Raw genomic sequence first — 25328 nt, 5'->3', positions numbered from 1 at the left:
AATCTTGGCCCTATGCCTGAACGCCGTACTGTCGCCCTTGTCACGCTCGGATGCGCCCGCAACGAGGTGGACTCCGAGGAACTCGCCGGGCGACTGGAAGCCGACGGCTGGTTGCTCGTCGACGACGCCGCCGACGCGGACGTCGCCGTGGTCAACACCTGCGGCTTCGTCGAGGCCGCCAAGAAGGACTCCGTGGACGCCCTGCTGGAGGCCAACGACCTCAAGGGGCACGGCCGCACCCAGGCCGTCGTCGCGGTCGGCTGCATGGCCGAGCGGTACGGCAAGGAGCTCGCCGACGCCCTGCCCGAGGCGGACGGCGTCCTCGGCTTCGACGACTACACCAACATCTCCGACCGCCTGCAGACCATCCTCTCCGGCGGCCACCACGCCCCGCACCTGCCGCGCGACCGCCGCAAGCTGCTGCCGATCAGCCCGGCCGAGCGGCAGTCCGCCGCCGAGGCCGTCGCCCTGCCCGGCCACGGCACCGAGGCCGCCGCCGAGCCGATCGCCGACCTGCCCGACGGCCTCGCCCCCGCCTCCGGCCCGCGCACCCTGCGCAAGCGGCTGGACGACAGCCCGGTCGCCTCGGTCAAGCTCGCCTCCGGCTGCGACCGCCGCTGCTCCTTCTGCGCCATCCCGGCCTTCCGCGGCTCCTTCATCTCCCGCCGGCCCTCCGACGTGCTGAACGAGGCCCAGTGGCTGGCCGGGCAGGGCGTGCGCGAGATCGTCCTGGTGAGCGAGAACAACACCTCGTACGGCAAGGACCTCGGCGACATCCGGCTGCTGGAGACGCTGCTCGGCGAGATCGCCGCTCTCGAGGGCGTCGAGCGGGTCCGGGTCTCCTACCTCCAGCCGGCCGAGATGCGTCCCGGCCTGATCGACTCGATGACCGGGACCGCCGACGTGGTGCCCTACTTCGACCTGTCCTTCCAGCACTCGGCGCCCGCCGTGCTGCGCCGGATGCGGCGCTTCGGCTCCACCGACCAGTTCCTGGACCTGCTGGGGACCATCCGCGACAAGGCCCCGCAGGCCGGCGCCCGGTCCAACTTCATCGTCGGCTTCCCCGGCGAGACCGAGGAGGACTTCGCCGAGCTGGAGCGCTTCGTCACGCACGCCGGGCTGGACGCGATCGGCGTCTTCGGCTACTCGGACGAGGACGGCACCGAGGCCGCGACCTACGACGGCAAGCTCGCCGAGGACGTGATCGCCGACCGGCTGGACCGGCTGAGCCGACTGGCCGAGGAGATGACCGCCCAGCGGGCCGAGCAGCGGATCGGCACCGAGGTCGAGGTGCTGATCGAGTCGATCGAGGACGGCGTGGTCGAGGGCCGCTCCGCCCACCAGGCCCCGGAGACCGACGGCCTGACCACCCTCACCGGTGTCGAGGCCCCCGGGATCGGCCAGTTCTGGCGGGCCAGGGTCGTCGCCAGCGAGGGCGTCGACCTGATCGCCGAGGCGCTGGAGCAGGTGCGGTCGCCCAAGACCTCGGGAGTCGGGGAATGACCAAGGGGCCCGGCGCCCCGGCCGCGGCCCACCCGGGCAGACCGGTGGCCGCGGTGCCGTCGACCCCGGGGGTCTGGAACATCGCCAACGTGCTCACGATGGTCCGGGTGCTGCTGGTGCCGGTCTTCGTGGCGCTGCTGTTCGCCGACGGCGGGCACGACCCCAAGTGGCGCTCGGTCGCCTGGGCCTCGTTCGCGATCGCGATGATCACCGACCTGTTCGACGGTGAGCTGGCCCGGCGCAAGGGCCTGGTCACCGACTTCGGGAAGATCGCCGACCCGATCGCCGACAAGGCGATCATGGGCTCGGCGCTGATCGGCCTCTCGCTGCTCGGCGACCTGCCCTGGTGGGTCACCGCGGTGATCCTGGCCCGCGAGCTCGGCATCACACTGATGCGGTTCTGGGTGATCCGCTACGGGGTCATCCCGGCCAGCCGCGGCGGCAAGCTCAAGACGCTGACCCAGGGCACCGCGGTCGGCATGTACGTACTGGCCCTGACCGGCTGGCTGGCCACCGGACGGGCCGTACTGATGGGGCTGGCGGTGCTGCTGACCGTCGGCACCGCGCTGGACTACATCGGGCAGGCGCTGCGACTGCGCCGCGAGGGACTGGCCGCGGCGCAGTCGGGCCGCTGAGCGACGGGGGAGCCGGGTGGCGGAGCGGGACGTGGCGGAGCAGGGCGCGGTGGAGCGGGACTTCCGGCTGGCCGAGCGCGCGCACGCCGCGCTGCGCGCCGAGGGCGGCACGCTGGCCGTCGCCGAGTCGCTGACCGGGGGTCTGCTGGCCGCGGCGCTGGTGGACGTCCCCGGGGCGTCCGCGACCTTCCGGGGCTCGGTCACCGCGTACGCGACCGAGCTGAAGGCCTCGGTGCTCGGGGTGGACGAGGGCCTGCTGGACGTGTACGGGCCGGTCCACCCGGTGGTGGCCCGGCAGATGGCCGAGGGCGTGCGCGGGTTGCTGGGGGCCACGTACGGGCTCGCGACGACCGGAGTGGCCGGGCCCGACCCGCAGGACGGGCAGCCGGTCGGCACCGTACACCTGGCGGTCGCCGGCCCGGGGGGAACTCTGGTCAGTTCGCCCCTGCTGTCGGGCGGTCGTGCCACAATCCGTCACGGGGCGGTGACCGCCGCGCTGGAGCTGCTGGTCGATCGCTTCGCACGCCAGGCGCCCTAGGGGAGGGCTCCACCGGAGCGGGAGCCGCCGGTCGGCGCGCGGGTACGGGACAGCTGGAGGATCGTGTTACATCCAACACCCTGGTTGGGCAGAAACCAGGTGGCGAACGAGTTGCGTCACGGTGGCGGGGCGGGTCGCGACGGGTACCACGACGGACCCGCGAACCCGGGTGCGACACCGGAACAAGGAGGGGGACGGCCTTGCAGCCCAGAGTGAACACGACCAGGGTCCCCGCACGCGAAGCGGGCAAGGCGGTACGGTGGGGTCGTGACATCTCGATCCGCAGTCCGAGGAGGGAGGCACCGATGATCCTGCTCCGTCGCCTACTGGGCGATGTACTGCGTCGGCAGCGCCAGCGCCAGGGCCGCACACTCCGCGAGGTGTCGGCGGCCGCCAGGGTTTCGCTCGGATACCTCTCCGAGGTCGAGCGGGGACAGAAGGAGGCCTCCTCGGAGCTGCTCTCCGCCATCTGCGACGCGCTCGACGTCCGGATGTCCGAGGTCATGCGCGAGGTCAGCGACGAACTGTCGCTCGCCGAACTTGCGGCGATGGCCACCCTCTCCGAAGGTGATCTGCTGAGGCCGGTACTCGAACCGGTTCCGCTGCCCGCCCCCGGCACCGACCGGGCGAACCTCTCGCCCAAGGCCGCCGCGATGGACGTGGTCGCCGCCTGATCCCGGCCTCGACTCCCGGGCGCCCCTGCCCGGGGCGAGCGAAGGGAGGGCGGTCGTGCGAACAGACGCGCAGACGCGCCCGACGGCCCGAATACGGGCCCGGGCGCCGCTGTTCCTCCGGGGACGGCGTCCGGTGCGGTGGGTGCTGGCGGTCTCGGTGGCCGGGCTCGTCTGGTGGCTCCTGGTGGTCCGGGGGCAGCTGGCCGACGGTGCGGTGCTGGGGCTGCTCGCGGCCGGCGGCTGGGGGCTCGGTCTCATCCCGGTCCACGCCGACTGGAACGCGACCGGACCGTCCCGGCGCCCGCGCACGGAGCCGGTGGGACCGGTGGAGGCGCAGCCGCCGCCGATCGGGTGATTCGACGTGGCCGGAGGCCGCGGGGTTCTCGACCCCGCGGCCTCCGGCCTTTTCCGTGCCCCGGCGGTTCGTCGGTTCAGGGGCGCAGCCGCAGGCCGCGCGGGGTCGCGTGGAAGCCGGCCTCCTCCAGGGCGCGGCCGAGGGCCGAACCCAGGGCGGGCTCGCCGTTGGTCCGCTCGACCGTGACGCTGCCCAGGGCGCCCTCCCGGACGGCGGCCGCGAGCGCCCCGGCCGCCAGCGCCCGGGTGGCCTCGTCCTCGGGCCAGGCCAGCAGGGACTTCCCGCCGCGCTCGACGTACAGCGCCAGCTCGCCGTCCACCAGGACCACCAGGGCGCCCGCCTTGCGGCCCGGGCGGTGGGCCGTGGACTCCCTGCCGCCGGGGGCGGTGGGCGGTTCGGGCCAGGGCAGGGCGGCGCCGTAGGCGTTGGCCGGATCGGCGGCGGCCAGCACCAGCGTCTGCGGCGGCTCGCCGGCCGGGGCGGCCGGCCACTCGGCGGCCCGGGCCCGCTCCAGCCGGCCGTTCACCGAGCGCAGCCGGTCGGCCGCGCCCTCCATGGCGAACTGGGCGCCGCCCAGGCCCTCGACGAAGTAGCCCCGGCGGGCCCGGCCGCGCTCCTCCATCGCGGCGAGCACCCGGTAGACCCCGGCGAAGCCGCCGGGCACCCGTTCGGCCGCCACCGTGCCCCGGGTGAGCAGGCCGTGCCGGTCCAGCAGGTTCTGCGCCTGGGCGGTGGCCCGGACCGTCGGGTCGGCGGCGAAGGCGGGCAGCAGCGACCAGCGCCCGGCCACCGTCGGCGGGCCGCTGCGCAGGGCGCCGCCGGCCCGGCCGAAGGCACGGCCGGCACCGCCGTAGCGGCCGCGCGGGGTGGACCGGGGCGCCCGGTGGGCGGTGGCGCCCGCCGTCCGGCCCGAGCCCAGCAGGGCGCGCAGCGGGGCGAGGGTGTCGTTGGTGACGTAGCCCGCCCAGACGAGGTCCCAGAGCGCCTCGACGACCTCCGGCTCGGCGGTCTCCTCCGGGAGCTGCTGGACGAGTTGGCGGAAGAACAGGCCGTAGCCGCCGGCCAGCGCGGACATCAGGGCGCTGTGCACCGGGGTGAGCGTCGGCGGCACGGGCTCGGGGCGCAGCAGATGGGCGTTCTCGGCGAGGTGCAGGCTGAGCCAGCCGTCCTTGCCGGGCAGGGCGCCGGCCCCGCACCAGCCGACCTCGCCGGCCGCCATCAACTCGTCCAGCAGCCCGGGCGCGTAGTCGGTGAGCCGGGCCGGGAGGATCAGCTTCTCCAGCGCGGAGGCGGGCAGGGCGGTGCCCTGGAGCTGTTCGACCACGCGCAGCAGGCCGTCCGGGCCGCGCAGCCGGTGGCCGGCCAGGTGCTGCCACTGCGGCAGGAAGGCGGCCAGGGCGCGCGGCGGGACCGGTTCGACCTCCTGGCGCAGGGCGGCCAGCGAGCGGCGGCGCAGCCGGCGCAGCACCTCGGCGTCGCACCACTCGGGGGCGGTGTGGTCAAGAGGGGCGGCGCGAAGCGCTTCCGGCGATGGGTGGTGGCGGGCAGCGGGTGGGAGGTACTGGCCCTGGACCAGGCGGCCGGCGGCGGTCAGGCGGTGCAGGGTGCCGGTGACCACGGCGGTGCCGAGGCCGTAGCGGGCGGCGGCCTCGGCGGCGGTGAACGGGCCGTGGGTGCGGGCGTGGCGGGCGATCAGATCGCCCAGCGGGTCCTTGACCGGCTCGGTGAAGGCCTCGGGGACGCCGACCGGCAGCGGGGTGCCCAGCGCGTCGCGCAGCCGTCCGGCGTCCTCGATCGCGGCCCAGCGCTGCTCGCCGGCGATCCGGACCTGGATCACCCGGCGGGCCGCCTCCAGCTCCAGGGCCCAGAGCGGCTCCGCGCCGCGGAGGGTCAACTCGGCCTCGGAGAGCGGGCCGAGCAGGCGCAGGGCGTCGGCGACGCCCTCGGCGTCCCTGATCCGGCGCTCGGGGGTGAGGCGCTGGAGCTCGGCCTCCAGCTCGGTGAGCACCTGGGGGTCGAGCAGTTCGCTCAGCTCGGCCTGGCCGAGGAGTTCGGACAGCAGCCGGGAGTCGAGCGAGAGGGCGGCGGCGCGGCGCTCGGCGAGCGGGGAGTCCCCCTCGTAGAGGAACTGGGCGACGTAGCCGAACAGCAGTGAGCGGGCGAAGGGCGAGGGCTCCGGGGTGGTGACCTCGACCAGGCGGACGGCGCGGGACTCCAGATCGCCCATCAGCTCGACCAGGCCGGGGACGTCGAAGACGTCCTGCAGGCACTCCCGGACGGCCTCCAGGACGATCGGGAACGAGCCGTACTCGGAGGCGACTTCGAGCAGCTGGGCGGCGCGCTGGCGCTGCTGCCAGAGCGGGGTGCGGCGGCCGGGGCTGCGGCGGGGGAGCAGCAGGGCGCGGCCGGCGCACTCCCGGAAGCGGGAGGCGAACAGGGCGGAGCCGCCGACCTGCTCGGTGACCAGTTGCTCGATCTCGCCGGGGTCGAACAGGGCGGCGTCGGCGCCGACCGGGGCCTCGTCCCGGCCCGACTCGTCCGAGGGGCCACCGAACCGGCTCGACGGCTCCGCGGGGCCGGCGAAGTCGAAGTCGAGGGCCAGCAGGTCGGCGTCGGGCAGGCGGAGCACGATGCCGTCGTCGGCGTGCATGACCTGGGGGTCCAGGCCGTGCTTCTCGCGCAGCCGGGCGCCGAGGGCGAGCGCCCAGGGGGCGTGCACCTGGGCGCCGAAGGGGGAGTGGATGACGATCCGCCAGTCGCCGAGCTCGTCCCGGAAGCGCTCGACCACGATGGTGCGGTCGTCCGGGAGGTGGCCGCAGGCGGCGCGCTGCTCGGCCAGGTAGTCCAGCAGGTTGGCGGCGGCCCAGTCGTCCAGGCCGGCCTGCCTGAGGCGCTCGGTGGCGGCCTCGGGCCGCAGGGTGCCCAGTTCGCGGGTGAAGGCGCCGAGGGCGCGGCCGAGTTCGAGCGGACGGCCGAGGGCGTCGCCCTTCCAGAACGGGAGCCGGCCGGGGACGCCGGGGGCGGGGGTGACCAGCACCTTGTCGTGGGTGATCTCCTCGATCCGCCAGGAGGTGGTGCCGAGGGTGAACACGTCGCCGACGCGGGACTCGTAGACCATCTCCTCGTCGAGTTCTCCGACGCGGCCGCCGCCCTTCTTGCCCGTCTTCGCGTCGGATGCAGTGGCCCCGGCGATGAAGACGCCGAACAGGCCGCGGTCGGGGATGGTGCCACCGGAGGTGACGGCCAGGCGCTGGGCGCCGGGGCGGCCGGTCACCGTGCCGGCCACCCGGTCCCAGACCAGGCGGGGGCGCAACTCGGCGAAGGCGTCCGAGGGGTAGCGGCCGGCCAGCATGTCGAGCACGGCGTCGAAGGCGGACTGCGGGAGGGACGCGAAGGGGGCGGCCCGGCGGACCACGGCGAGCAGGTCGTCCACCGGCCAGGTGTCCAGGGCCGTCATCGCGACCAGCTGCTGGGCGAGCACGTCCAGCGGGTTGCGCGGGATGCGCAGCGCCTCGATCCGGCCGGCCCGCATCCGCTCGGTGACCACGGCGGACTGCACGAGGTCTCCCCGGTACTTGGGGAAGAAGACGCCGGTGGAGACGGCGCCGACCTGGTGGCCGGCCCGGCCGACCCGCTGCAGGCCGGAGGCGACCGAGGGCGGGGACTCGACCTGGACGACCAGCTCGACGGCGCCCATGTCGATGCCCAGCTCCAGGCTGGAGGTGGCGACCACGGCGGGCAGCCGGCCGGCCTTCAACTCCTCCTCGACGAGCGACCGCTGCTCCTTGGAGACGGAGCCGTGGTGGGCCCGGGCGATGACCGGGGGCGCGCCCTTGGCCGCGCCCGAGCCGCCCATCAGCTCGGCCGGGGCGTGCGCCTCGGGGATCGTGGTGCCGGTGGCGCGCTCGTGGGCGATCTCGTTCAGCCGGTTGCACAGCCGCTCGGCCAGCCGGCGGGAGTTGGCGAAGACGATGGTCGAGCGGTGCGACTCGACCAGGTCGACGATCCGCTCCTCGACGTGCGGCCAGATGGAGGCCTGTCGCTGCCGGTCGCCGTCGGAGGCGGTGCCGCCGGCGGCCGGGGCGGTGGGCAGGTCGTCCAGGTCGGGGACGGGGACGACCACCGAGAGGTCGAACTCCTTGGCGGCGGCGGGCTGGACCACGGTGGCGCCGCGCCCGGGGCTGAGGAAGCGGGCCACCTCCTCGACCGGGCGGACCGTCGCGGACAGGCCGATCCGGCGGGCCGGGTGGTCCAGCAGTTCGTCCAGCCGCTCCAGGCTGAGGGCGAGGTGCGCGCCGCGCTTGGTGCCGGCGACGGCGTGCACCTCGTCCAGGATCACGGTGTCCACGCCGCGCAGGGCCTCCCGGGAGGCGGAGGTGAGCAGCAGGAACAGCGACTCGGGGGTGGTGATCAGGATGTCCGGCGGGTGGGTGGCGAAGCGGCGGCGGTCGGCGGCCGGGGTGTCGCCGGAGCGGATGGCGACCTGGACCTCGGGCTCGGGCAGGCCGAGCCGGACGGCGGCCTGGCGCAGGCCTGCCAGCGGGGCGCGCAGGTTCCGTTCGACGTCCACCGCGAGGGCCTTGAGCGGGGAGACGTAGAGGATCCGGCAGCGGCGCTTGGGCTCGGCGGGGGGAGGGGTGCTGCTGAGGCGGTCGAGGGCGGAGAGGAAGGCGGCCAGCGTCTTGCCGGAGCCGGTGGGGGCGACCACCAGGACGTCCGTCTCCCGCTGGATGGCCTGCCAGGCCTCGGCCTGGGCGCTGGTGGGGGCGGAGAAGGCACCGGTGAACCAGGCCCGGGTGGCCGGGGCGAAGCCGGCCAGGGGGTCGGGGGCGGACGGGGTCGGGTGCTGGGGCGCCATGCCCCCATGGTGCCGGGTGGGACTGACATGCGGGGGTGCGGCGGGACGGGGATCGAGGGGGGTGCAAGCCGGGGAGCGGAAGTGATGATCCGCTCATATGGTGAGAAATCGGATGCTTGATCCATCCGTGACCGACCGGACCGACGAGCGGAGACCGTGCGATGGTGCAGGTGCACTCGTCGGGCGGGACCGCCCGGCGCCGCCGGGTCCGCGGGCCCGCCCGGGCGCTGCTCGCGATGCTGCTCACCGCGCTCGTGGTGGGCGGCGCCGTTCCGTACGCGTCCGGGCCGGGGCGGGCGTACCTCAGCTACCTGGTGCTGGCCGAGGGCGAGGACGCCGCCGGTGCGGCCCGGGCCGGGGCGGAGAGCCGGGCGATGGGCGGGCAGGTGGTCCAGGAGTACCCGCAGATCGGGGCCGTGCTGGTGTACGCGACCGGGCCGTTCGCCGACCGGGTGCGGGCCAGGCCCGGGATCGCCGCCGTCGGGGCGACCAGGACCGCGCCGGTGGTCGCGCCGCCGCGGGCGGTGGCGGGGGCGGGGGGCTTCACGGCGGGGACGGCGGCGGGGGTGCGCGCGGGCGCGGGGCCCGGCGGGAGGCGGGGCGGCGACCGGGCGGACGCGGGGACCGTGACGGTGCCGGACCCGGGGGAGGGGGACCCCTGGAACATCGCGATGGTCGGTGGCGCCGCCGCCCGGACGGGGGACGCCTCGGCGGTGTCCGGCGGTGGGGTGCCGAGCCCCGACGCGCTGCGCGGGGTGCTGGTCGCGGTGCTGGACTCCGGGGTCGACGACACCCACCCGGACCTGCGCGCCGCCGTCGATCCGAAGGCCTCCGCCTCCTGCGCGGACGGCCGGCCCGACGGCCGCACCGGCGCCTGGCGGCCCGAAGCCGGGGTGGTCGAGAGCGGCCACGGCACCCACGTCGCCGGGATCGTCGGGGCCGCCAGGGACGGCCACGGGGCCACCGGGGTCGCTCCGGGGGTGCGGATCGCCGCCGTCCGGCTGCTCGGGCCGCTCGGCCAGTACTACGCGGAGAACATCGTCTGCGGCATGCTCTGGGCCGCCGACCACGGGGCCAGGGCGATCAACAACAGCTACTTCGCCGACCCGTGGAAGTACAACTGCCCCGAGGACCGGGACCAGGCCGCGCTGATCGCGGCCGTCGGGCGGGCCGCGGGGTACGCCCGGCGCAAGGGCGCGGTGGTGGTCGCCTCGGCGGGCAACGACGGGCAGGACCTCGGTGCCTCGCGGACCGACGACCGGAGCCCCAACGACCGGCTGTCGGGGCCGGCGCTCGTCCGTCACCTGGGCACCGAGTGCGTGCGGCTGCCCGGCGAGCTGCCCGGGGTGGTGACCGTCACCGCGGTCAACCGGGACGGGCACCCGGCGGCGTACTCCAACTACGGGCGCGGGCGGGTCTCGCTGGCCGCGCCGGGGGGCGATCCGGACGGCGGGCCGCAGGGGGCGATCGTCTCCGACTGGCCGGAGGGGCAGTACGCGGCGCTGGCGGGGACCTCGATGGCGGCCGCCCATGTGACCGGGGCGGTGGCGGTGGCGGCGGCGTCGCATCCGGAGCTGGGGGCGGACGAGCTGGCGGGGCTGTTGGCGAGGGGAGCGGTCGCGGGGTGTCCGGTGGCGGCTCCGGCGTGCGGGGAGCGGCAGTACTTCGGGGCGGGGCTGGTGGCGCTGCCCCGTTGACCGGGGGCGGGCCGGCGGGGAAAAGCGGGTGACGGGGTGGTGGGGCAGGGGTGAGGATCGGGGCATGGATGATTCGGGTGCGGCCGTGTTCCTGGAGACGGAGCGGCTGCTGTTGCGGCGCTTCACGACGGCGGACGTGGACCGGCTGGTGGAGTTGGACGGCGATCCGGAGGTCATGCGCTTCCTGACCGGGGGGAAGCCGAGCGCGCGGGAGTGGCTCGAGGGGAAGGTGCTGCCGCTGTACCTGGAGCACTACCGGCGGTACGGCGATCTCGGGTGGTGGGCGGCCGAGGAGCGGGTCGGCGGGGCGTTCCTCGGGTGGTTCGAGTTCCGGCCGACGCGCGAGGGGGAGCGGGGCGAGGTCGAGCTCGGCTACCGGTTGCGGCGGGCCGCGTGGGGGCGCGGGTACGCGACGGAGGGCGCGCGGGCACTGGTCCGGCGCGGCTTCGCGGAGCTGGGGGTGGAACGGGTGGTGGCGTACACGATGGCGGTGAACGCGGGCTCCCGGCGGGTGATGGAGAAGAGCGGGCTGACGTTCGTCCGCACGTTCCACGAGGACTATCCGGAGATGATCCCGGGGAGCGAGCACGGTGAGGTCGAGTACGCGCTGACGGCCGAGGAGTGGCGGGCCCGGTCCGGGATACTTGGGGCATGAGGCTGACGGAGTTCTGGCGACGGATGCACGCGCACTTCGGGGAGGCGTACGCGGAGTCGTTCGCGACCGACCACGTGATGAGCGAACTGGGCGGGCGGACGGTGCGGCAGGCGCTGGACGCGGGCTGGGAGGCCAAGGACGTCTGGCGGGTGGTCTGCGACACCCAGGGCGTCTCCGGAGTGCTGCGCTGAGTGCCGGCCTCCGGATGGCATGGGACAGACTGTCCGGGTGACAAATAGCGCGGAACAGAAGAATTCGGACCGGGACGCCGACGGCGCTCCGGCGGGTGGGGGACTGTGGGGCGGCGGGATGCCGCGCTGGCTGCCGCGGGCGATGGTGCTGTTCCTGGTGCTGGTGGGGCTGTTCCAGCTCGCCGACTGGGCGTTCCGGCAGCTGATCGACCTGTTCGTGATGCTGCTGGTGTCGTTCTTCCTGTCCCTGGCGCTGGAGCCGGCCGTGGACCGGATGGCGGCGCGGGGGGTGCGCCGGGGCGTCGGGACCTTCCTGGTGTTCGTGGCGGTCGGGGTGGCGGTGGTGGGGTTCCTCGCCGCGCTCGGCACGCTGCTGGTCGACCAGGTGGCGAAGATTGCCGGGGACCTGCCGCACCTGGTCGACAGTCTGATCGGGTGGATCAACCGGACCTTCCACCAGGAGCTCTCGCTGGGCGAGCTGCAGAATCGATTGCTCAAGGACTCCGGCGCCATCGAGAGCTACGTCCAGCAGGCCGCCGACAACGTCTGGGGCGTCTCCTCCACCCTGATCGGCGGGCTCTTCCAGGCCTTCACGGTCGGGCTGTTCACCTTCTACTTCACCGCCGAGGGCCCGCGGGTGCGCCGGACGGTCTGTTCGATGCTGCCGCCCGCCAAGCAGGGCGAGGTGCTGCGCGCCTGGGAGATCGCGCTCGCCAAGACCGGCGGCTACCTGTACTCGCGGGCGCTGCTCGCGGTGGTGTCCTCCGTCGGGCACTGGGTGATGTTCGAGCTGCTGGAGCTGCCGTACGCGGCGGCGCTGGCGGTCTGGGTCGGCGTCATGTCGCAGTTCGTGCCCACCATCGGGACCTATCTGGCCGGGGCGCTGCCGGTGCTGGTGGCGCTGACGGTGGATCCGGTGGACGCCCTCTGGGTGCTCGGCTTCGTGGTGGTCTACCAGCAGATCGAGAACTACCTGCTGCAGCCGCGGATCACCGCGCGGACGGTGGACGTGCACCCGGCGCTGGCCTTCGGCTCGGTGATCGCGGGGGCGGCGCTGCTCGGTGCGGTGGGCGCGCTGATCGCGATCCCGGCGGCGGCGACGCTCCAGGGCTTCGTGGGGACGTACGTCCGACGGTACGAGGTGGCCACCGATCCGCGGATCGACCGGGGCGAGCAGCGCAGGGCCCGGCGGGAGCTGCGCCGGGAAGCGGCCCGGCGGCTGCGCCGGATGGTCGCCGGCGACGGGACGAGGCGCGGGGAGTGATTCGCGGGCACCGCCCCCGGGGTGTTCCCGGGGGCGGTGTGGGCCGGACGTGCGACGCTTGAATCGAACAGATGTTCTTTGTACTCTCCGGCGTGGAGTTTTCCACAGGCCGGGTCCGATCGGGCTCGTTTGTCAGTGGGACGCGCTAGCGTCGAGGACGATGAAGCGCACAGCACAGAACCCGAGGGAAAAAGCCATGGCAGGTACGGACCGCGAGAAGGCCCTGGAGACCGCTCTCGCCCAGATCGAGCGGCAGTTCGGCAAGGGCTCGGTGATGCGCCTCGGCGAGAAGGCCAACGAGCCGGTCGAGGTGATCTCCACCGGGTCCACCGCCCTGGACGTCGCCCTCGGGGTCGGCGGCATCCCGCGCGGCCGAGTGGTCGAGATCTACGGCCCCGAGTCCTCCGGTAAGACCACCCTGACCCTGCACCTGGCCGCCAACGCCCAGAAGGCCGGCGGCACGGTCGCGTTCGTCGACGCGGAGCACGCGCTCGACCCCGAGTACGCCAAGAAGCTCGGCGTGGACACCGACGCCCTGCTGGTCAGCCAGCCGGACACCGGTGAGCAGGCGCTGGAGATCACCGACATGCTGATCCGCTCCGGCGCGATCGACCTGGTGATCATCGACTCGGTCGCGGCGCTCGTCCCGCGCGCCGAGATCGAGGGCGAGATGGGCGACTCGCACGTCGGTCTGCAGGCCCGACTGATGAGCCAGGCGCTGCGCAAGATCGCCGGTGCGCTGAACCAGTCGAACACCACCGCGATCTTCATCAACCAGCTGCGCGAGAAGATCGGCGTGATGTTCGGTTCGCCGGAGACCACGACCGGTGGCCGCGCGCTGAAGTTCTACGCCTCGGTCCGCCTCGACATCCGCCGGATCGAGACCCTGAAGGACGGCACCGAGGCGGTCGGTAACCGCACCCGCGTCAAGGTGGTCAAGAACAAGGTCGCCGCGCCGTTCAAGCAGGCCGAGTTCGACATCCTCTACGGCGTGGGCATCAGCCGCGAGGGCGGCCTGATCGACATGGGCGTGGAGCACGGCTTCATCCGCAAGTCGGGTGCCTGGTACACCTACGAGGGCGACCAGCTCGGCCAGGGCAAGGAGAACGCCCGCAACTTCCTGCGGGACAACCCGCAGCTCGCCGACGAGATCGAGCGGAAGATCAAGGGCAAGCTCGGCATCGGCCCGAAGGTGGAGGAGCCGGCCGAGGCCGAGGCCGGGGCCGAGGCCGCCGCCGACGGTGCCGCCAAGCCGATCACCGCGACCGCCACCAAGACGGCCGCGGCGAAGAAGACGGCGGCGGCCAAGGCCTGAGCCGTTGACGCAGCACGACAGGGTGGGCGGCGGCCCGGAGGACGACGACTACGGGCCGCCGGACTGGTTCGCCGCAGTCGCGGAGGAGCCCGAGCCGGTGGCCGAGGTGCCCCGGGGAGCGCGCCCCCGGCGCGGCCGGCGGTCCACCACGCAGTGGGCATCCGGCCCCGAGCCCGAGTTCGACCGGGCTCCGGCCCGGGCGGTGCGCGGCGCGGCGTCCGGGCCGGAGCCGGCGGAGGCCTCGGCCGAGGCGCTCGGCCTGGTCTCCGCCTCCGAGCTGCCCACCGGCCGTCGCCGACGGCGCTCGGCCCTCGCGGCCGAGGAATCCGAAGCGGTCGGGGGGGCCGCTTCGACACCGACGGCCGTGGCGAGCGGCCGCGGCGGGGCCGAGGCGGCCGATCACGAGGGTGCGGCCGCCTCGGCCTCCCGTCGTGGCGGGCGCCGGGGCCGTGGCGCCACCGGGCGCGCCGGGGAGGAGGACGCCGGCCGCGTCTCCCGGAAGCAGGCCGAGGAGTCGGCCGATCCGGAGAGCCGCGCCCGGGACATCTGCCTGCGGCTGCTGACCGGCGCCGCCAAGACCCGCAAGCAGCTCGCCGACGCCCTGCGCAAGCGGGAGATCCCGGAGGACGTCGCCGACGAGGTGCTCACCCGGCTCGAAGAGGTCGGGCTGATCGACGACGCGGCCTTCGCCGCGGCCTGGGTGGAGTCCCGGCACGCCGTCCGGGGCTTGTCCCGGCGGGCACTGGCCCAGGAGCTGCGCACCAAGGGCGTCGCCGCCGACCTGGTCGAGCAGGCCGTCGCCCAGCTCGACCACGACGACGAGACGGACGCGGCCAGGGCGCTGGTCGAGCGCAAGCTGCGGTCCACCCGGGGGCTGGACACGCAGGTGCGCACCCGGCGGCTGGTGGGGATGCTGGCCCGCCGCGGCTACTCCGAGGGACTGGCGTTCCGGGTGGTGCGCGGGGCGCTGGAAGAGGAGCAGAGTGAACCGTCGGGTCGGGACTAGTGGCAGTTCTGTAGGCGTCTTGGAGTGAACCAGGTCAACTCTTGACCGTTTCGTGACCCCCACCTAGCCTCGCCTTCAGTGCCAGGGGGGCCTGTGGACGGCACCCCATGCGGCGACGGGGGAGTGGGCGGCAATGGGGATCTCGGCGGGCACCGGCCCGAGTGGCTCGCTGGTGTCGGTCGCCGGATCGGCCGCGCTGCTCCTGCTGGTGCTCGCGGTGGCCGCCGGGCTGGCGGTCAGACGGCTGCGGGCGGCCCGGAGCGGCGCGCTGGCCGAGGCCGAGCGGGCCCGTCGGTGGGCCGAGGAGCAGACCGCCGGGCAGCGGGCCGAAATCGCCCGCCGCGAGGAGGACCTTGCCGAGGAACTGCGCAGGCTGCGCCGCCGGGAGGACGAACTGGCGGAGCGTTCGGCCGAGTTGGAGCGCTCCCGGGGCGAGGCCGAGGCGCTGGTCACCCGGCGGGTGACGGCGCTGGAACGGGCCGCGGGACTCTCCGCCGAGCAGGCCCGCGCCGAACTCCTGCGGGAGGCCACGGAATCGGCCCGGCGGGAGGCCGCCGTCACCGTCCGGGAGATCGAGCGCGAGGCCAGGGAGGAGGGCGAGCGCCGGGCCCGGGACATCGTCGCCGGGGCGGTCCAGCGGCTGGCGACGGAGCAGACCGCGGAGAGCGTCGTCACCGTCCTGCGGCTGCCGAACGAGGACATCAAGGGCCGGATCATCGGGCGCGAGGGCCGCAACATCCGTGCCTTCGAGGCGGTCACCGGCGTGAACCTGATCGTCGACGACACCCCCGCGTCGGTGCAGCTGTCCTGCTTCGACCCGGTCCGCCGGGAGACCGCCCGGCTCACCCTGGAGCAGCTGGTCGAGGACGGCCGGATCCACCCGAGCAGGATCGAGCACCTGCACGAGCGCAGCCGCGAGGAGGTCGGACAGCGCTGCGTCCGGGCCGGCGAGGACGCCCTGCTGGAGGCCAGGGTCGGCGGGATGCACCCCGAACTCGTCCGCACCCTGGGCTCGTTGCGCTACCGGGCGTCGTACGGGCAGAACGTGCTCGGACACCTGCTGGAGTCCGCGCACCTGGCCGGGATGATGGCCGCCGAGCTCGGGGTGGACCCGGAGCCGGTGCGGCGCGCGGCACTGCTGCACGACATCGGCAAGGCGCTCACCCACGAGTCCGAGGGCAGCCACGCCGCGATCGGCGCGGAGCTGGCCCGGCGGTACGACGAGTCCCCCGAGGTGGTGCACGCGATCGCCGCCCACCACAACGAGGTCGACCCGCGCACCGTGACGGCCGTGCTGACCCAGGCCGCGGACGGCTGCTCGGGCGGCCGGCCGGGCGCGCGCAAGGAGTCGCTGGAGCTGTACGTCCGGCGGCTGGCGCGGCTGGAGGAGATCGCGCGCTCGCACGAGGGCGTCGCCGAGGTGTACGCGATGCAGGCCGGCCGGGAGGTGCGGGTGATGGTTCGTCCGGACGCGGTGGACGACCTCGGCGCGGAACTGATCGCCCGCGAGGTCGCCCGCCAGGTCTCCACCGAGCTGACCTACCCGGGCCGGATCCGGGTGACGGTGGTCCGCGAGAGCCGGGCCACGGCGGTGGCCGGCTAGGCAGCCTTACTGGGAGACGCCCTGGCTCGGGGAGTCCACCTGCCGGGCCGCGGGCCGGTCGGACGGGTCGGGGGCCGGGGCGAGGGTGGCCGGGCCGCCGCGGGCGCGGTCGGCGAGGGCGAGGAGGTCCTCGGCGACGGCGCCCTGGGTGACGCCGACCAGGTGGCCGTCCGGGCGGATCAGCAGGACGGTGTGCGGGCCGGCGCCCGGGTAGTCCTCGGTGACCAGCACCTCGGCGGGGACGGGCAGCGCGGCGGCGACCTCGGCGAGGCGGGGCATCAGGCCGGCGCCGAGCCAGTGCTCGGAGGACCAGACGGCGGTGCCGGGGGCGACCAGCAGCAGCAGGAAGGCGGTGCCGAGCCGGGCGTGCAGGTGGTCGGGGGTGCCGTCGTCGGCGAGCACCGGCAGGTCCGGGACGAGCACGCCGGGGGCGGTGGCGGGCAGCAGTTCGCTGAGCGAGGTGGTGCCGCGCGCGCCGCGCTGCGCCGGGACCCGGCCGGGGCCGCCGGAGGGCGCCGCCGGGTAGGCGGGCGCGCCGCCGAACCGGCCGGTGCCGAGCTGGCCGTCGGCGAGCAGCGGGGCGTGCTTGCGGAAGCCGCCGACCAGCAGCGAGCGCCGGGTCTGCTGCCAGCCGCGCAGCGGGCGCAGCAGCGGCATGGACTGGTCGACCGCGCGCAGCCGGGCGCCGACCGCTCCGCGCCGCTCGGCCTCGTAGCCGTCCAGCAGGGCGCCGCCGGGCTGCGGACCGCCGGAGTGGAGGTGCCACGCGAGGGCGAGCCGCCAGGCGAGGTTGTCGGCGTCGCGCAGCCCGTCCACGAGGTTCTGCATGCCGAGCGCACCGTGCAGGTGGGCGGCGTCGCCGGCCAGGAAGCAGCGGCCGACCCGGAAGCGGGCGGCGAGCCGCTGCTGGGCGGTGTGGTCGGCGGCGGCCAGCAGCTCGAAGCGGGGCAGCTCGCCGCACCAGCCGGTGAGGGTGGAGGTGACCCGGTTGAGCAGGGTGTCGCCGGTGACGATGCCGGGCCAGGTGGCGTGCGGGTCCACCGTCTCGGTGGCGGCGGGGCGGCCGGGGGGCAGCCGCCAGTCGAGCCGCCAGACGCCGTCCGGCAGCGGGCGGGCGGAGGCCTCGCGGTCGCCCCGCCACGGGGGCTCGCGGTGCAGCCGGGCGCCGTCGAAGGGCAGGTCGACCCGGACGGTGGCGATGGCGTTGCGGTCGACCGCAGGGCGGCCGGGGAAACGGATCTTCAGGAGCTTGCGGACGGTGGATCTCGCGCCGTCGCAGCCGACCAGGTGGCTGCCGCGCCACCAGGTCGTGGAGCCGTCCTGGGTGCCCGTGGTGCGGATGCTGACGCCGTCCCGGTCCTGTTCGAGCTCGACGACCCGGTTGAGCGGGACCAGCCGGATCAGCGGGGTGCCGGTCAGGGCGTCGCGTAGCCCGCGCTGGAGGCGGTGCTGGGGCAGGTGGAAGGTGGGCGAGTCGGTGAGGTCGATCCGCAGCACCTCCTGGCGGCGGCGCCAGAGGGCGAAGGAGTCCCACAGCGCGGAGTCCGAGACGGCCCGCGGGTAGCCGATCCGGGTCAGGAAGGCGGCGGTGTCGGCGCCGAGCACGAGGCTGCGGGGGCCTTCGGGGCAGAGCCCGGAGCCCTCGTCCAGGACGATGGTGGGTACCTCGTGCCGGGCCAGGGCGAGGGCCAGGGCCAGACCGACCGGTCCGGCCCCGACCACGATCACCGGGTCCATGAGGGAACCTCCGGGCACGAACCGGCCGATCGGCCGGCGTCAGATACCGCTGCCGCATATGCCGCGTGGATGCTCCCGGGAGGTGTCACGAAGAGCAATGCAACAGTTCACCTGCGTGTCCGTCAAGCAGAAGCCGAAGTGCGCCGGTTCGCGCCGCGACGGCCGCGTGCTTCGATCCAGCGTGCGAGCGCGGTCAACAGCAGGCACATCGCGATGTAGATCGGGCCGATCACGAGCACCACCGGGATGTAGGGGAAGCCCGCGGCGTTGATCGGCTGGCTGGCGAGGGCCTTACCGACGAACAGCAGCTCGTGGTACGTGATGATGAAGCCGAGCGAGGTGTCCTTGAGGGTGACGACCAGCTGGCTGATCATCGAGGGCAGCATCGAACGGACGGCCTGCGGCACCAGGATCGACGTCATCACCTGGGTCTTGCGCATGCCGAGCCCGTAGGCCGCCTCGCCCTGGCCGCGCGGGACGGCGTTGACGCCGCTGCGGATGATCTCGGCCTGGACCGCCCCGTTGTAGAGGGTGAGGCCGAGCACCAGCGCCCACATCGGCTGCTGGGCGAAGAAGGCGTAGTAGAGCCCGACGATCAGGATCAGCAGCGGCATCGCCCGGAAGAACTGGGTGAAGGCCGTGCAGACCCAGCGGACCGGCCGGTGGTCGGAGAGCTGACCGGCCGCCAGCAGGGCGCCCAGGGTGAGCGAGAACGCCGCGGCCAGCCCGAAGGCCTCCAGGGTGGACAGCAGGCCGTCCACGAGCTGCTGCTGGACGTAGGTGTACTGGAAGGCGTCCCAGAGGCCGGGGTCGAACTGGCCGTTGTCGTTCAGCGCGCTGAAGACGTACCAGAGGAGTCCCGCGATGGCGAGCACCGCGAGGACGCCGAGCGCGCGGTTGCGGGTGCGGGCCTTCGGGCCGGGGGTGTCGTAGAGGACGCTGGCGGAAGCCTGCCGCTGGAAGATGCTCATGCGCCCACCTCGCTGCGCTCGGCAGGGGCATCCGCCCACACGCGGCGTTTGATCGTTCGCTCGCTGCGCTCGCTCATCGGGCCACCGCCAGTCGGGATTCCAGGAAGCGGAAGAACGTGGCGACCGTCGCGCTGATCAGCAGGTAGGCGCAGGCCACCCAGAAGAAGATGGCGAAGATCGAGTAGCCGCGCTCGGAGAAGGTCTGCTGGGCGCTGTACAGCTCGGGAACGCTGAACGCGCCGGCGATCGCCGAGTTCCTCGGCAGGGCGATGAACACGCTGCTCATCGGGCCCAGGACGGTCCGGGCGGCCTGCGGCAGGACGACCAGGGTGAGGGTCTGGCCGAAGCCCATGCCGAGGCTGCGGGCGGCCTCCGCCTGGCCGAGCGGCACGGTGTTGATGCCGGAGCGGATCACCTCGCAGACGAACGAGGCGGTGTACCCGCCGAGCGCCAGCACCGCGAACGCCAGGTGGCTGAAGTGCACGCCCAGCGGCGGGAGCCCGAAGGTGACGGCGAAGAACAGCAGGGTCAGCGGGGTGTTGCGGAAGAGCGTCACCCAGGTGGTGCCGAAGGCGCGCAGGACCGGCACCGGGGAGACCCGGAAGGCCGCCAGCAGGGTGCCCAGCAGCAGGGCGAGCAGCGCGCTGAGCGCGCTCACCTCGATCGTCTGTAGGAAGCCGTCGCGGAACAACGCGAAGTTGTCGTCCTCGAACAGGAACCCCATCCGGCGGCCCTCCTCTCAACTCATGGTCGGGAAACCGACGTACGGCGGGCGGATCAGTAGCGATCGAGGGCCGGGACCTCGGGCGCCGGGGAGCCGGAGGCGCCCAGGGTGGCGTCGTAGGCCTTCTTCCAGTCGCCGTTGTCCTCGTGGGCCTTGAGGGCGTCGCTGATCGCGTCGCGCAGGGCCTTGTCGTCCTTGTTGAGGCCGACGCCGTAGTTCTCCTTGGTGAACGGCTTGCCGACCACCTTGAGCTTGGGGGCGTACTTGGAGGCGTAGCCCTTGAGGATCGCGTCGTCGGTGGTGACCGCGTCGACCTCGCCGGACATCAGCTTCTCGACGCAGGCCGAGTAGGTGTCGAACTGGGTGACCTTCGGGTTGTACTGCTGGATGTTCTTGATCGAGGTCGACCCGGTGGCGGTGCAGACGTTCTTGCCGCCGGTGCTCTCCGGGCCGGTGATCGAGGTGTTGTCGGCCTTCACCAGCAGGTCCTGGCCGGCGATGTAGTACGGGCCGGCGAAGGAGACGCTCTTCTTGCGCTCGTCGTTGATGCTGTAGGTGCCGACGTAGAAGTCGATCTGGCCCTTGGCGATGGCCGGCTCGCGCTGCGAGGAGACCAGGGTCTGCCACTTGATCTGCTGCGGGGTGAAGCCGAGGTCGGCGGCGATCATCTTGGCGATCTCGATGTCGAAGCCGCTGCGGTCGCCGCTGGCCACGTCCTCCCAGCCGAGGTTCGGCTGGTCGGCCTTGGCGCCGATGATCAGCTGGCCGCGCTTCTTGGCCTCGGCGAGGACCGCGGAGTCGACCTTGACGTCGGTCTTGACGGTGTAGCTCGGCAGCGCCGGGGCGCCGGCTCCGCTGCTCGCGGCGGTGGCGCCGGGCTTGCCGTCCTTGCCGCAGGCGGCGGTGGCGGTGAGCGCGACGGCACAGAGCGCGACGGCGAGGGTGCGGGAAGTCCTCATGAGGTTCTCCTGGGGGTGGGCCGCGGTCTCAACCGGGCTCTGGCGTCTGGAAGGCGGGCACGGGGCAGGGCCTCCGGCGCCGATGCCGGAGGTGGCCCCGCTGGTCTCGAAGCGTCAGTGGTGGAGGATCTTCGAGAGGAAGTCCTTGGCGCGGTCGGAGCGCGGCGCGGTGAAGAAGGCGTCCGGGGTGTTCTGCTCGACGATCCTGCCGTCGGCCATGAACAGCACCCGGTTGGCGGCGGAGCGGGCGAAGCCCATCTCGTGGGTGACCACGACCATCGTCATGCCGTCCGCGGCCAGCTGGCGCATGACCTCCAGCACCTCGTTGACCATCTCCGGGTCCAGTGCCGAGGTGGGCTCGTCGAAGAGCATCACCTTGGGCTTCATCGCCAGTGCCCGGGCGATCGCCACGCGCTGCTGCTGGCCGCCGGAGAGCTGGGCCGGGTACTTGTCCGCCTGCGCGCCGACGCCGACCCGCTGCAGCAGCTCCCGGGCGGTCTTCTCGGCCTGCGGGCGGGGCACCTTGCGCACCTTCACCTGGCCGATGACCACGTTCTCCAGCACGGTCTTGTGCGCGAACAGGTTGAAGCTCTGGAACACCATGCCGACCTCGGCGCGCAGCCGGGCCAGTTCCCTGCCCTCGTCCGGCAGCGGGCGGCCGTCGATGGTGATCGTGCCGGAGTCGATCGTCTCCAGCCGGTTGATCGTCCGGCAGAGCGTCGACTTGCCCGAGCCGGACGGGCCGATCAGCACGACCACCTCGCCCTGGCCGATCCGCAGGTCGATGTCCTGCAGCACGTGCAGCGCGCCGTAGTGCTTGTTGACGTTGCTCAGCACGACCAGTGGGGCGGCTGCGGGGGTGGAGTCCTCGACCGGGCTCTCGGTCATCGCGCCTGCTCCCTCTGTCGTCGAATCACGCCTGCCCGAGAAGTCTCAACTCCCTTGGGAGGCAATGGTGGTACGAAATCCGGGGGCCGCGGCCGGCGGAGCCGCAGCCCCCGGTGGGCCGACCATAGGAGCCGCGGCCGCGTGCCGTCAGCCGATCTGAGCGGAACTTGAGGATCACGAAACGGCCACACGGCGCCCACCCGCTGTTCGCGCGGGCGCCGACGGGGCATGTCACAGCGGGAATCCGTGCCGGTGCTCCCCGTTCCGCACGAGCCCGGTGCGCGGTCGAGCCTGGCGTCGGGCCGTTCACTGGCCCATACTGCGCAGGACCGGGACCCTAACGATCGGCCCGGTGATCACGGGTGATCACGTGGGGGAAGGAGGAGAACAGGATGCGACTGCTGCTCGTCGAGGACGACGAACGCGTGGCCGCCGCGCTGGTCGCGGTGCTGGGCCGGCACGGCTTCCAGGTCCGGCACGCCCGCAGCGGGCACGAGGCGCTGGACGCCCTGGTGCCGGACGGCAACGAGCCGTACCGCGTGGTGCTGCTCGACCTCGGGCTGCCCGACCGCGACGGCTTCGAGGTGTGCAGCCGGATCAGGGCCGGCAGCGGCGTTCCGGTGATCATGGTCACCGCCCGCGCCGACGTCCGCTCCCGGATCCACGGCCTCAACCTGGGCGCCGACGACTACGTCACCAAGCCGTACGACATGGGCGAACTGCTCGCCCGCATCCACGCCGTGGCCCGCCGCGGCGCCGCCCCCGCCGCGGTGCCGGCGCCCGCGCCCGACACCGTGCCCCAGCAGCGCGGCCCGCTGGAGTCCCGCGGCATCCGGATCGACCGGGAGCGCCGCCGGGTCAGCGTGGACGGCCGCGACGTGCCGCTCACCCGCAAGGAGTTCGACCTGCTCTCGCTGCTCGCCCAGAGTCCGGGCGTGGTCTACCGGCGCGAGCAGATCTTCAGCGAGGTCTGGCGCAGCGGCTGGGAGGGCAACGGGCGCACCCTGGAGGTGCACATCGGCTCGCTGCGCAACAAGCTGGCGCTGCCCGGCCTGGTCGAGGCCGTGCGCGGGGTCGGCTACCGGCTGATCCCCGACCGTCCGACGACCCCCGCGACCGAACCCGCCCCGCCCGCACCCGCGGAGCACTGACCGCACGTGCGCACCCGCCTGCTCGGCATCCTGATCGCCCTCATGCTCTGCGTCCTGGCCGCCCTGGGGCTGCCGCTCGCGGCGGCGGTCGCGGCGGCCGAGCAGACCAAGGTGGTCGTCGACCGGCTCGACGACGCCGCCCGCCTCGCCCAGGACCTGCCCACCTCCGGCGCCGCCGACTCCGCCCGCAAGGGCGACCCGGAACCCGCCCCGGGCGACCTCAGCCGCAAGCGCGCCATCGAGGCCGAGGTCCGCCGCTACCACGACCTGTACGGCGTGCGCCTGGGCATCTTCCAGCGCGACGGCCAGCCGATCGCCGCCGCCCCGAACGACTGGCGGGTGCCCGCCGGCGGCTGGGGCGCCCAGGCCTTCCAGGAGGCGCTGGACGGGCGGCGCAGCCACAACCCGCCGCAGGTCTGGCCCTGGACGCCGGACCGGACGATCATCGTCGCCGCCCCGGTGGTGCGCGACGGCGACGTGGTCGCGGTCGTGCTGAGCGAGTCCCCGACCGAGGCGCTGCGCACCCGGGTGCTGCACCAGTGGCTGGTGATCGGCGGCGGCGAGGCCGCCGCGATGATCGTCGCCGTGCTGCTCGCCGTCCGGCTCACCGAGTGGGTGCTGCGTCCGGTGCGCACCCTGGACCGGGCCACCCACGACATCGCCACCGGCCGGATGGCCGCCAGGGTCGCCCCCGGCGGCGGACCGCCCGAACTCCAGCGGCTGGCCCGCTCGTTCAACGAGATGGCGGACCACGTGGTGCTCGCCATGGACCAGCAGAAGGCCTTCGTCGCGGACGCCTCGCACCAGCTGCGCAACCCGCTGTCGGCGCTGCTGCTGCGGGTCGAGCTGCTCGGCCTGGAACTGCCCGAGGGCCACGAGGAGGAGCTCAGCGGCGTACGGGAGGAGGGCACCCGGCTGGCCCGGGTGCTGGACGACCTGCTCGGACTGGCCACCGCCGAGCACGCCCGCCCCGAACCGGAGCGCACCGACCTCGCCGAGCTCACCCTGGCCAGGGTGGACGCCTGGCGGCCGACGGCGGAGCAGTGCGGGATCGGGCTGCGCTGGGAGGGCCCGGCGCGGGCGATCGGCATGGCCGACCCGATCGGCTTCGGCTCGGCCCTGGACGCCGTGCTGGACAACGCGCTCAAGTTCAGCCCGGCCGGCAGCGAGGTGCGGCTACGGGTCGCGGTGCGCCGGGACGAGGTCGCGGTGACCGTCACCGACGCCGGGCCCGGCCTCACCGAGGACGAGCTCTCCCGGGCCGGGGACCGGTTCTGGCGCAGCCCGCGGCACCAGAACGTGGACGGGTCGGGGCTCGGGCTGTCCATCGCCCGCACCCTGCTGGCGGCCGGCGGCGGCTCGCTCGGCTTCGCGCCGGTCACGCCGACCGGGCTGGCGGTGACGCTGGCGGTGCCGCGGCCCGAGTAGTCGCGGCCGGAGCAGCCTGGCCGGAGAGACGCGGGCCGAGCGGCCGTGGCCGGAGGGGTGTGGGCCGGACGGGTGTGGGCCGGAGGGGTGTGGGCCGGAGGCGGTGCGGGCGGGCCCTACGGCTTCACCGAGCGGTAGTAGCGCGCCGCGCCGGTGTGCAGCGGGAGCGGGTCGGTGTAGACGGCGGTGCGCAGGTCGACCAGCTGGGCGGCGTGCACCTGGGCGCCGATCTGGTCCCGGCTGTCGATCACCGCGCGGGTCACGCCCTCGACCAGGCCCGGGTCCGCGTCGTCCCGGGTGATCAGCAGGTTGGGCACGGCCACCGTGGCGACGGCGTCCTTGGGCTCGGCGTTCGGGTAGGTGCCCTTCGGCATGGTGGCCGCCCGGTAGGCGTCGGTGCCGCCGCCCTCGGCGTTGTGCAGGGCCTCGGAGAGGTCGCTCAGCGGCACGACCCGGATCGGGAAGTGGTCGGAGAGGTCGGTGAGCGCGCTGGTGGGCAGGCCGCCGGACCAGAAGAAGGCGTCCAGCCTGCCCGCGCGCAGGTCGTCGGTGGCCTCGCCGATCCCCTTCGGCACCGGGACGATGTCGTGGTCCGGGTCCAGCCCGGCGGTGGCCAGCAGCCGCTTGGTCACCAGGTTCACCCCGGACTGCGGCAGGCCGACGCCGACCCGCAGGCCCTTGAGGTCGGCGGTGCGGCGCACCGGCGAGGAGGCCGGGACGATCAGCTGCAGGTAGTCGTCGTACAGCCGGGCGATCGCCCGCAGCTTCTCCTTGCCGGGGCGCCGGTAGTCGGCGACCGCGTCGGCGGTGGCTATCGCGAAGGTGTCCCGGCCGTCGATGACCCGGGTGAGGTTGTCCACCGAGCCCTCGGAGTTGTCCAGCGCCAGCCGCACGCCCGGCATCGCCCGGGAGACGTGTGCCTGGAGCAGCTGCCCGTACCGGTCGTAGACGCCGCGCTGCACCCCGGTGGCGAAGCGGACCTCGCCGCGCGGGTACCCGGGCGAGCGGCCCGCCGACAGCCACCAGCCGCCGAACCCGGCCACCAGCAGTACCAGCACCAGCACCGTCCGCCACAACGGGCTGCGGGCCGCGGCGCGGACGGCGGCGCCGAGACGGGACGGGGTGATGGGGGCCATGCAGGGATACTGCCAGGCGCTCCGGCCGAACGGGAGGGGA

Annotated in this window: 21 protein-coding genes; 14 read left to right on the top strand and 7 right to left on the bottom strand. The window is 74.1% G+C overall.

Features of this window, described 5'->3' with window-relative positions:
- Nucleotides 1-12: 12 nt before the first annotated feature.
- The 5 genes from rimO (at nt 13) to ACIQ87_RS28005 (ending at nt 3705) form a co-directional block, all read left to right on the top strand.
- Complete coding sequence (rimO, locus tag ACIQ87_RS28025; protein ID WP_402411581.1) at nt 13-1503, top strand: 30S ribosomal protein S12 methylthiotransferase RimO; 1491 nt, start codon at nt 13-15, stop codon at nt 1501-1503.
- Nucleotides 1500-2138, top strand: coding sequence for a CDP-diacylglycerol--glycerol-3-phosphate 3-phosphatidyltransferase (pgsA, locus tag ACIQ87_RS28020; protein ID WP_392883608.1), 639 nt, complete (start codon nt 1500-1502; stop codon nt 2136-2138). Before rimO ends, pgsA begins: the two co-directional genes overlap by 4 nt.
- Nucleotides 2139-2154: 16 nt before the next feature.
- Nucleotides 2155-2676: a CinA family protein gene (locus ACIQ87_RS28015; RefSeq protein ID WP_402411579.1), complete on the top strand. Its 522-nt coding sequence runs from the start codon at nt 2155-2157 to the stop codon at nt 2674-2676.
- A 305-nt stretch (nt 2677-2981) separates the two neighbouring features.
- Nucleotides 2982-3350 (top strand): helix-turn-helix transcriptional regulator, encoded by a 369-nt coding sequence (locus ACIQ87_RS28010; RefSeq protein ID WP_350739875.1) that lies wholly within the window; start codon nt 2982-2984, stop codon nt 3348-3350.
- A gap of 55 nt (nt 3351-3405) precedes the next feature.
- Nucleotides 3406-3705 carry a hypothetical protein gene (locus tag ACIQ87_RS28005; RefSeq protein WP_402411575.1) on the top strand — a complete coding sequence of 100 codons (300 nt, stop codon included), beginning with the start codon at nt 3406-3408 and terminating at the stop codon, nt 3703-3705.
- A gap of 76 nt (nt 3706-3781) precedes the next feature.
- Here the strand turns inward: ACIQ87_RS28005 and ACIQ87_RS28000 are convergent, their stop codons facing one another.
- The gene (locus ACIQ87_RS28000) at nt 3782-8563 is read right to left on the bottom strand and encodes a DEAD/DEAH box helicase (protein WP_402411572.1); all 4782 of its coding nucleotides are present in this window, start codon (nt 8561-8563) and stop codon (nt 3782-3784) included.
- A 161-nt stretch (nt 8564-8724) separates the two neighbouring features.
- Here ACIQ87_RS28000 and ACIQ87_RS27995 point away from each other — a divergent pair, with 161 nt between their 5' ends.
- From ACIQ87_RS27995 to rny, 7 genes are all read left to right on the top strand, one after another.
- Nucleotides 8725-10260 carry a S8 family serine peptidase gene (locus ACIQ87_RS27995; protein ID WP_402411569.1) on the top strand — a complete coding sequence of 512 codons (1536 nt, stop codon included), beginning with the start codon at nt 8725-8727 and terminating at the stop codon, nt 10258-10260.
- A gap of 64 nt (nt 10261-10324) precedes the next feature.
- On the top strand, nt 10325-10915 hold the full coding sequence (locus tag ACIQ87_RS27990; protein ID WP_402411566.1) for a GNAT family N-acetyltransferase: 591 nt from the start codon (nt 10325-10327) through the stop codon (nt 10913-10915).
- Complete coding sequence (locus ACIQ87_RS27985; protein WP_402411563.1) at nt 10912-11106, top strand: DUF3046 domain-containing protein; 195 nt, start codon at nt 10912-10914, stop codon at nt 11104-11106. The genes ACIQ87_RS27990 and ACIQ87_RS27985 overlap by 4 nt, the downstream gene beginning before the upstream one ends.
- A gap of 19 nt (nt 11107-11125) precedes the next feature.
- On the top strand, nt 11126-12370 hold the full coding sequence (locus ACIQ87_RS27980) for an AI-2E family transporter (protein ID WP_402411561.1): 1245 nt from the start codon (nt 11126-11128) through the stop codon (nt 12368-12370).
- Nucleotides 12371-12566: 196 nt separating this feature from the next.
- Nucleotides 12567-13685, top strand: a complete 1119-nt coding sequence (gene recA / locus ACIQ87_RS27975; RefSeq protein WP_402411559.1) for a recombinase RecA — start codon at nt 12567-12569, stop codon at nt 13683-13685.
- Nucleotides 13686-13689: 4 nt separating this feature from the next.
- Entirely contained in the window at nt 13690-14691 is a 1002-nt protein-coding gene (recX, locus tag ACIQ87_RS27970; protein WP_402411556.1) for a recombination regulator RecX, read from the top strand.
- Nucleotides 14692-14824: 133 nt separating this feature from the next.
- Entirely contained in the window at nt 14825-16294 is a 1470-nt protein-coding gene (gene rny, locus ACIQ87_RS27965) for a ribonuclease Y (RefSeq protein ID WP_402411553.1), read from the top strand.
- Between the two features lie 6 nt (nt 16295-16300).
- On the opposite strand, the gene ACIQ87_RS27960 is transcribed toward rny, so the two are convergent.
- From ACIQ87_RS27960 to ACIQ87_RS27940, 5 genes are all read right to left on the bottom strand, one after another.
- Entirely contained in the window at nt 16301-18031 is a 1731-nt protein-coding gene (locus ACIQ87_RS27960; RefSeq protein ID WP_402411550.1) for an FAD-dependent monooxygenase, read from the bottom strand.
- Between the two features lie 122 nt (nt 18032-18153).
- A complete protein-coding gene (locus ACIQ87_RS27955; RefSeq protein ID WP_402411547.1) occupies nt 18154-19002 on the bottom strand; it encodes an amino acid ABC transporter permease in 849 nt (282 codons plus the stop codon).
- Between the two features lie 73 nt (nt 19003-19075).
- Nucleotides 19076-19726, bottom strand: coding sequence for an amino acid ABC transporter permease (locus ACIQ87_RS27950; protein ID WP_402411544.1), 651 nt, complete (start codon nt 19724-19726; stop codon nt 19076-19078).
- Nucleotides 19727-19779: 53 nt separating this feature from the next.
- The gene (locus ACIQ87_RS27945) at nt 19780-20685 is read right to left on the bottom strand and encodes a glutamate ABC transporter substrate-binding protein (RefSeq protein ID WP_402411543.1); all 906 of its coding nucleotides are present in this window, start codon (nt 20683-20685) and stop codon (nt 19780-19782) included.
- A 114-nt stretch (nt 20686-20799) separates the two neighbouring features.
- Nucleotides 20800-21573: an amino acid ABC transporter ATP-binding protein gene (locus ACIQ87_RS27940; protein ID WP_402411541.1), complete on the bottom strand. Its 774-nt coding sequence runs from the start codon at nt 21571-21573 to the stop codon at nt 20800-20802.
- A 392-nt stretch (nt 21574-21965) separates the two neighbouring features.
- Here ACIQ87_RS27940 and ACIQ87_RS27935 point away from each other — a divergent pair, with 392 nt between their 5' ends.
- Entirely contained in the window at nt 21966-22724 is a 759-nt protein-coding gene (locus ACIQ87_RS27935; RefSeq protein ID WP_402411539.1) for a response regulator transcription factor, read from the top strand.
- A 6-nt stretch (nt 22725-22730) separates the two neighbouring features.
- Nucleotides 22731-24152 carry a sensor histidine kinase gene (locus tag ACIQ87_RS27930; RefSeq protein ID WP_402411536.1) on the top strand — a complete coding sequence of 474 codons (1422 nt, stop codon included), beginning with the start codon at nt 22731-22733 and terminating at the stop codon, nt 24150-24152.
- Between the two features lie 116 nt (nt 24153-24268).
- Here the strand turns inward: ACIQ87_RS27930 and ACIQ87_RS27925 are convergent, their stop codons facing one another.
- Entirely contained in the window at nt 24269-25288 is a 1020-nt protein-coding gene (locus ACIQ87_RS27925) for a TAXI family TRAP transporter solute-binding subunit (protein ID WP_402411533.1), read from the bottom strand.
- Nucleotides 25289-25328 lie beyond the last annotated feature (40 nt).

Origin of the sequence: Kitasatospora sp. NPDC096204, assembly GCF_044763205.1 — a bacterium.
Classification (GTDB): domain Bacteria; phylum Actinomycetota; class Actinomycetes; order Streptomycetales; family Streptomycetaceae; genus Kitasatospora.
Note: the sequence above shows the minus strand (reverse complement) of the source record. Positions and strands in the feature narration are given on the sequence as shown.

Bases quoted from the DNA above. Each gene is read 5' to 3' on its own strand.
- ACIQ87_RS27950 (WP_402411544.1), bottom strand. From the start codon at position 19,726: ATGGGGTTCCTGTTCGAGGACGACAACTTCGCGTTGTTCCGCGACGGC.
- ACIQ87_RS27945 (WP_402411543.1), bottom strand. From the start codon at position 20,685: ATGAGGACTTCCCGCACCCTCGCCGTCGCGCTCTGTGCCGTCGCGCTC.
- ACIQ87_RS27955 (WP_402411547.1), bottom strand. From the start codon at position 19,002: ATGAGCATCTTCCAGCGGCAGGCTTCCGCCAGCGTCCTCTACGACACC.
- ACIQ87_RS27995 (WP_402411569.1), top strand. From the start codon at position 8,725: ATGGTGCAGGTGCACTCGTCGGGCGGGACCGCCCGGCGCCGCCGGGTC.
- recA (WP_402411559.1), top strand. From the start codon at position 12,567: ATGGCAGGTACGGACCGCGAGAAGGCCCTGGAGACCGCTCTCGCCCAG.
- pgsA (WP_392883608.1), top strand. From the start codon at position 1,500: ATGACCAAGGGGCCCGGCGCCCCGGCCGCGGCCCACCCGGGCAGACCG.
- rny (WP_402411553.1), top strand. From the start codon at position 14,825: ATGGGGATCTCGGCGGGCACCGGCCCGAGTGGCTCGCTGGTGTCGGTC.
- rimO (WP_402411581.1), top strand. From the start codon at position 13: ATGCCTGAACGCCGTACTGTCGCCCTTGTCACGCTCGGATGCGCCCGC.
- ACIQ87_RS28000 (WP_402411572.1), bottom strand. From the start codon at position 8,563: ATGGCGCCCCAGCACCCGACCCCGTCCGCCCCCGACCCCCTGGCCGGC.
- ACIQ87_RS27940 (WP_402411541.1), bottom strand. From the start codon at position 21,573: ATGACCGAGAGCCCGGTCGAGGACTCCACCCCCGCAGCCGCCCCACTG.
- ACIQ87_RS27980 (WP_402411561.1), top strand. From the start codon at position 11,126: ATGGGACAGACTGTCCGGGTGACAAATAGCGCGGAACAGAAGAATTCG.
- ACIQ87_RS27985 (WP_402411563.1), top strand. From the start codon at position 10,912: ATGAGGCTGACGGAGTTCTGGCGACGGATGCACGCGCACTTCGGGGAG.
- ACIQ87_RS27935 (WP_402411539.1), top strand. From the start codon at position 21,966: ATGCGACTGCTGCTCGTCGAGGACGACGAACGCGTGGCCGCCGCGCTG.
- ACIQ87_RS28010 (WP_350739875.1), top strand. From the start codon at position 2,982: ATGATCCTGCTCCGTCGCCTACTGGGCGATGTACTGCGTCGGCAGCGC.
- ACIQ87_RS27990 (WP_402411566.1), top strand. From the start codon at position 10,325: ATGGATGATTCGGGTGCGGCCGTGTTCCTGGAGACGGAGCGGCTGCTG.
- ACIQ87_RS27925 (WP_402411533.1), bottom strand. From the start codon at position 25,288: ATGGCCCCCATCACCCCGTCCCGTCTCGGCGCCGCCGTCCGCGCCGCG.
- ACIQ87_RS27960 (WP_402411550.1), bottom strand. From the start codon at position 18,031: ATGGACCCGGTGATCGTGGTCGGGGCCGGACCGGTCGGTCTGGCCCTG.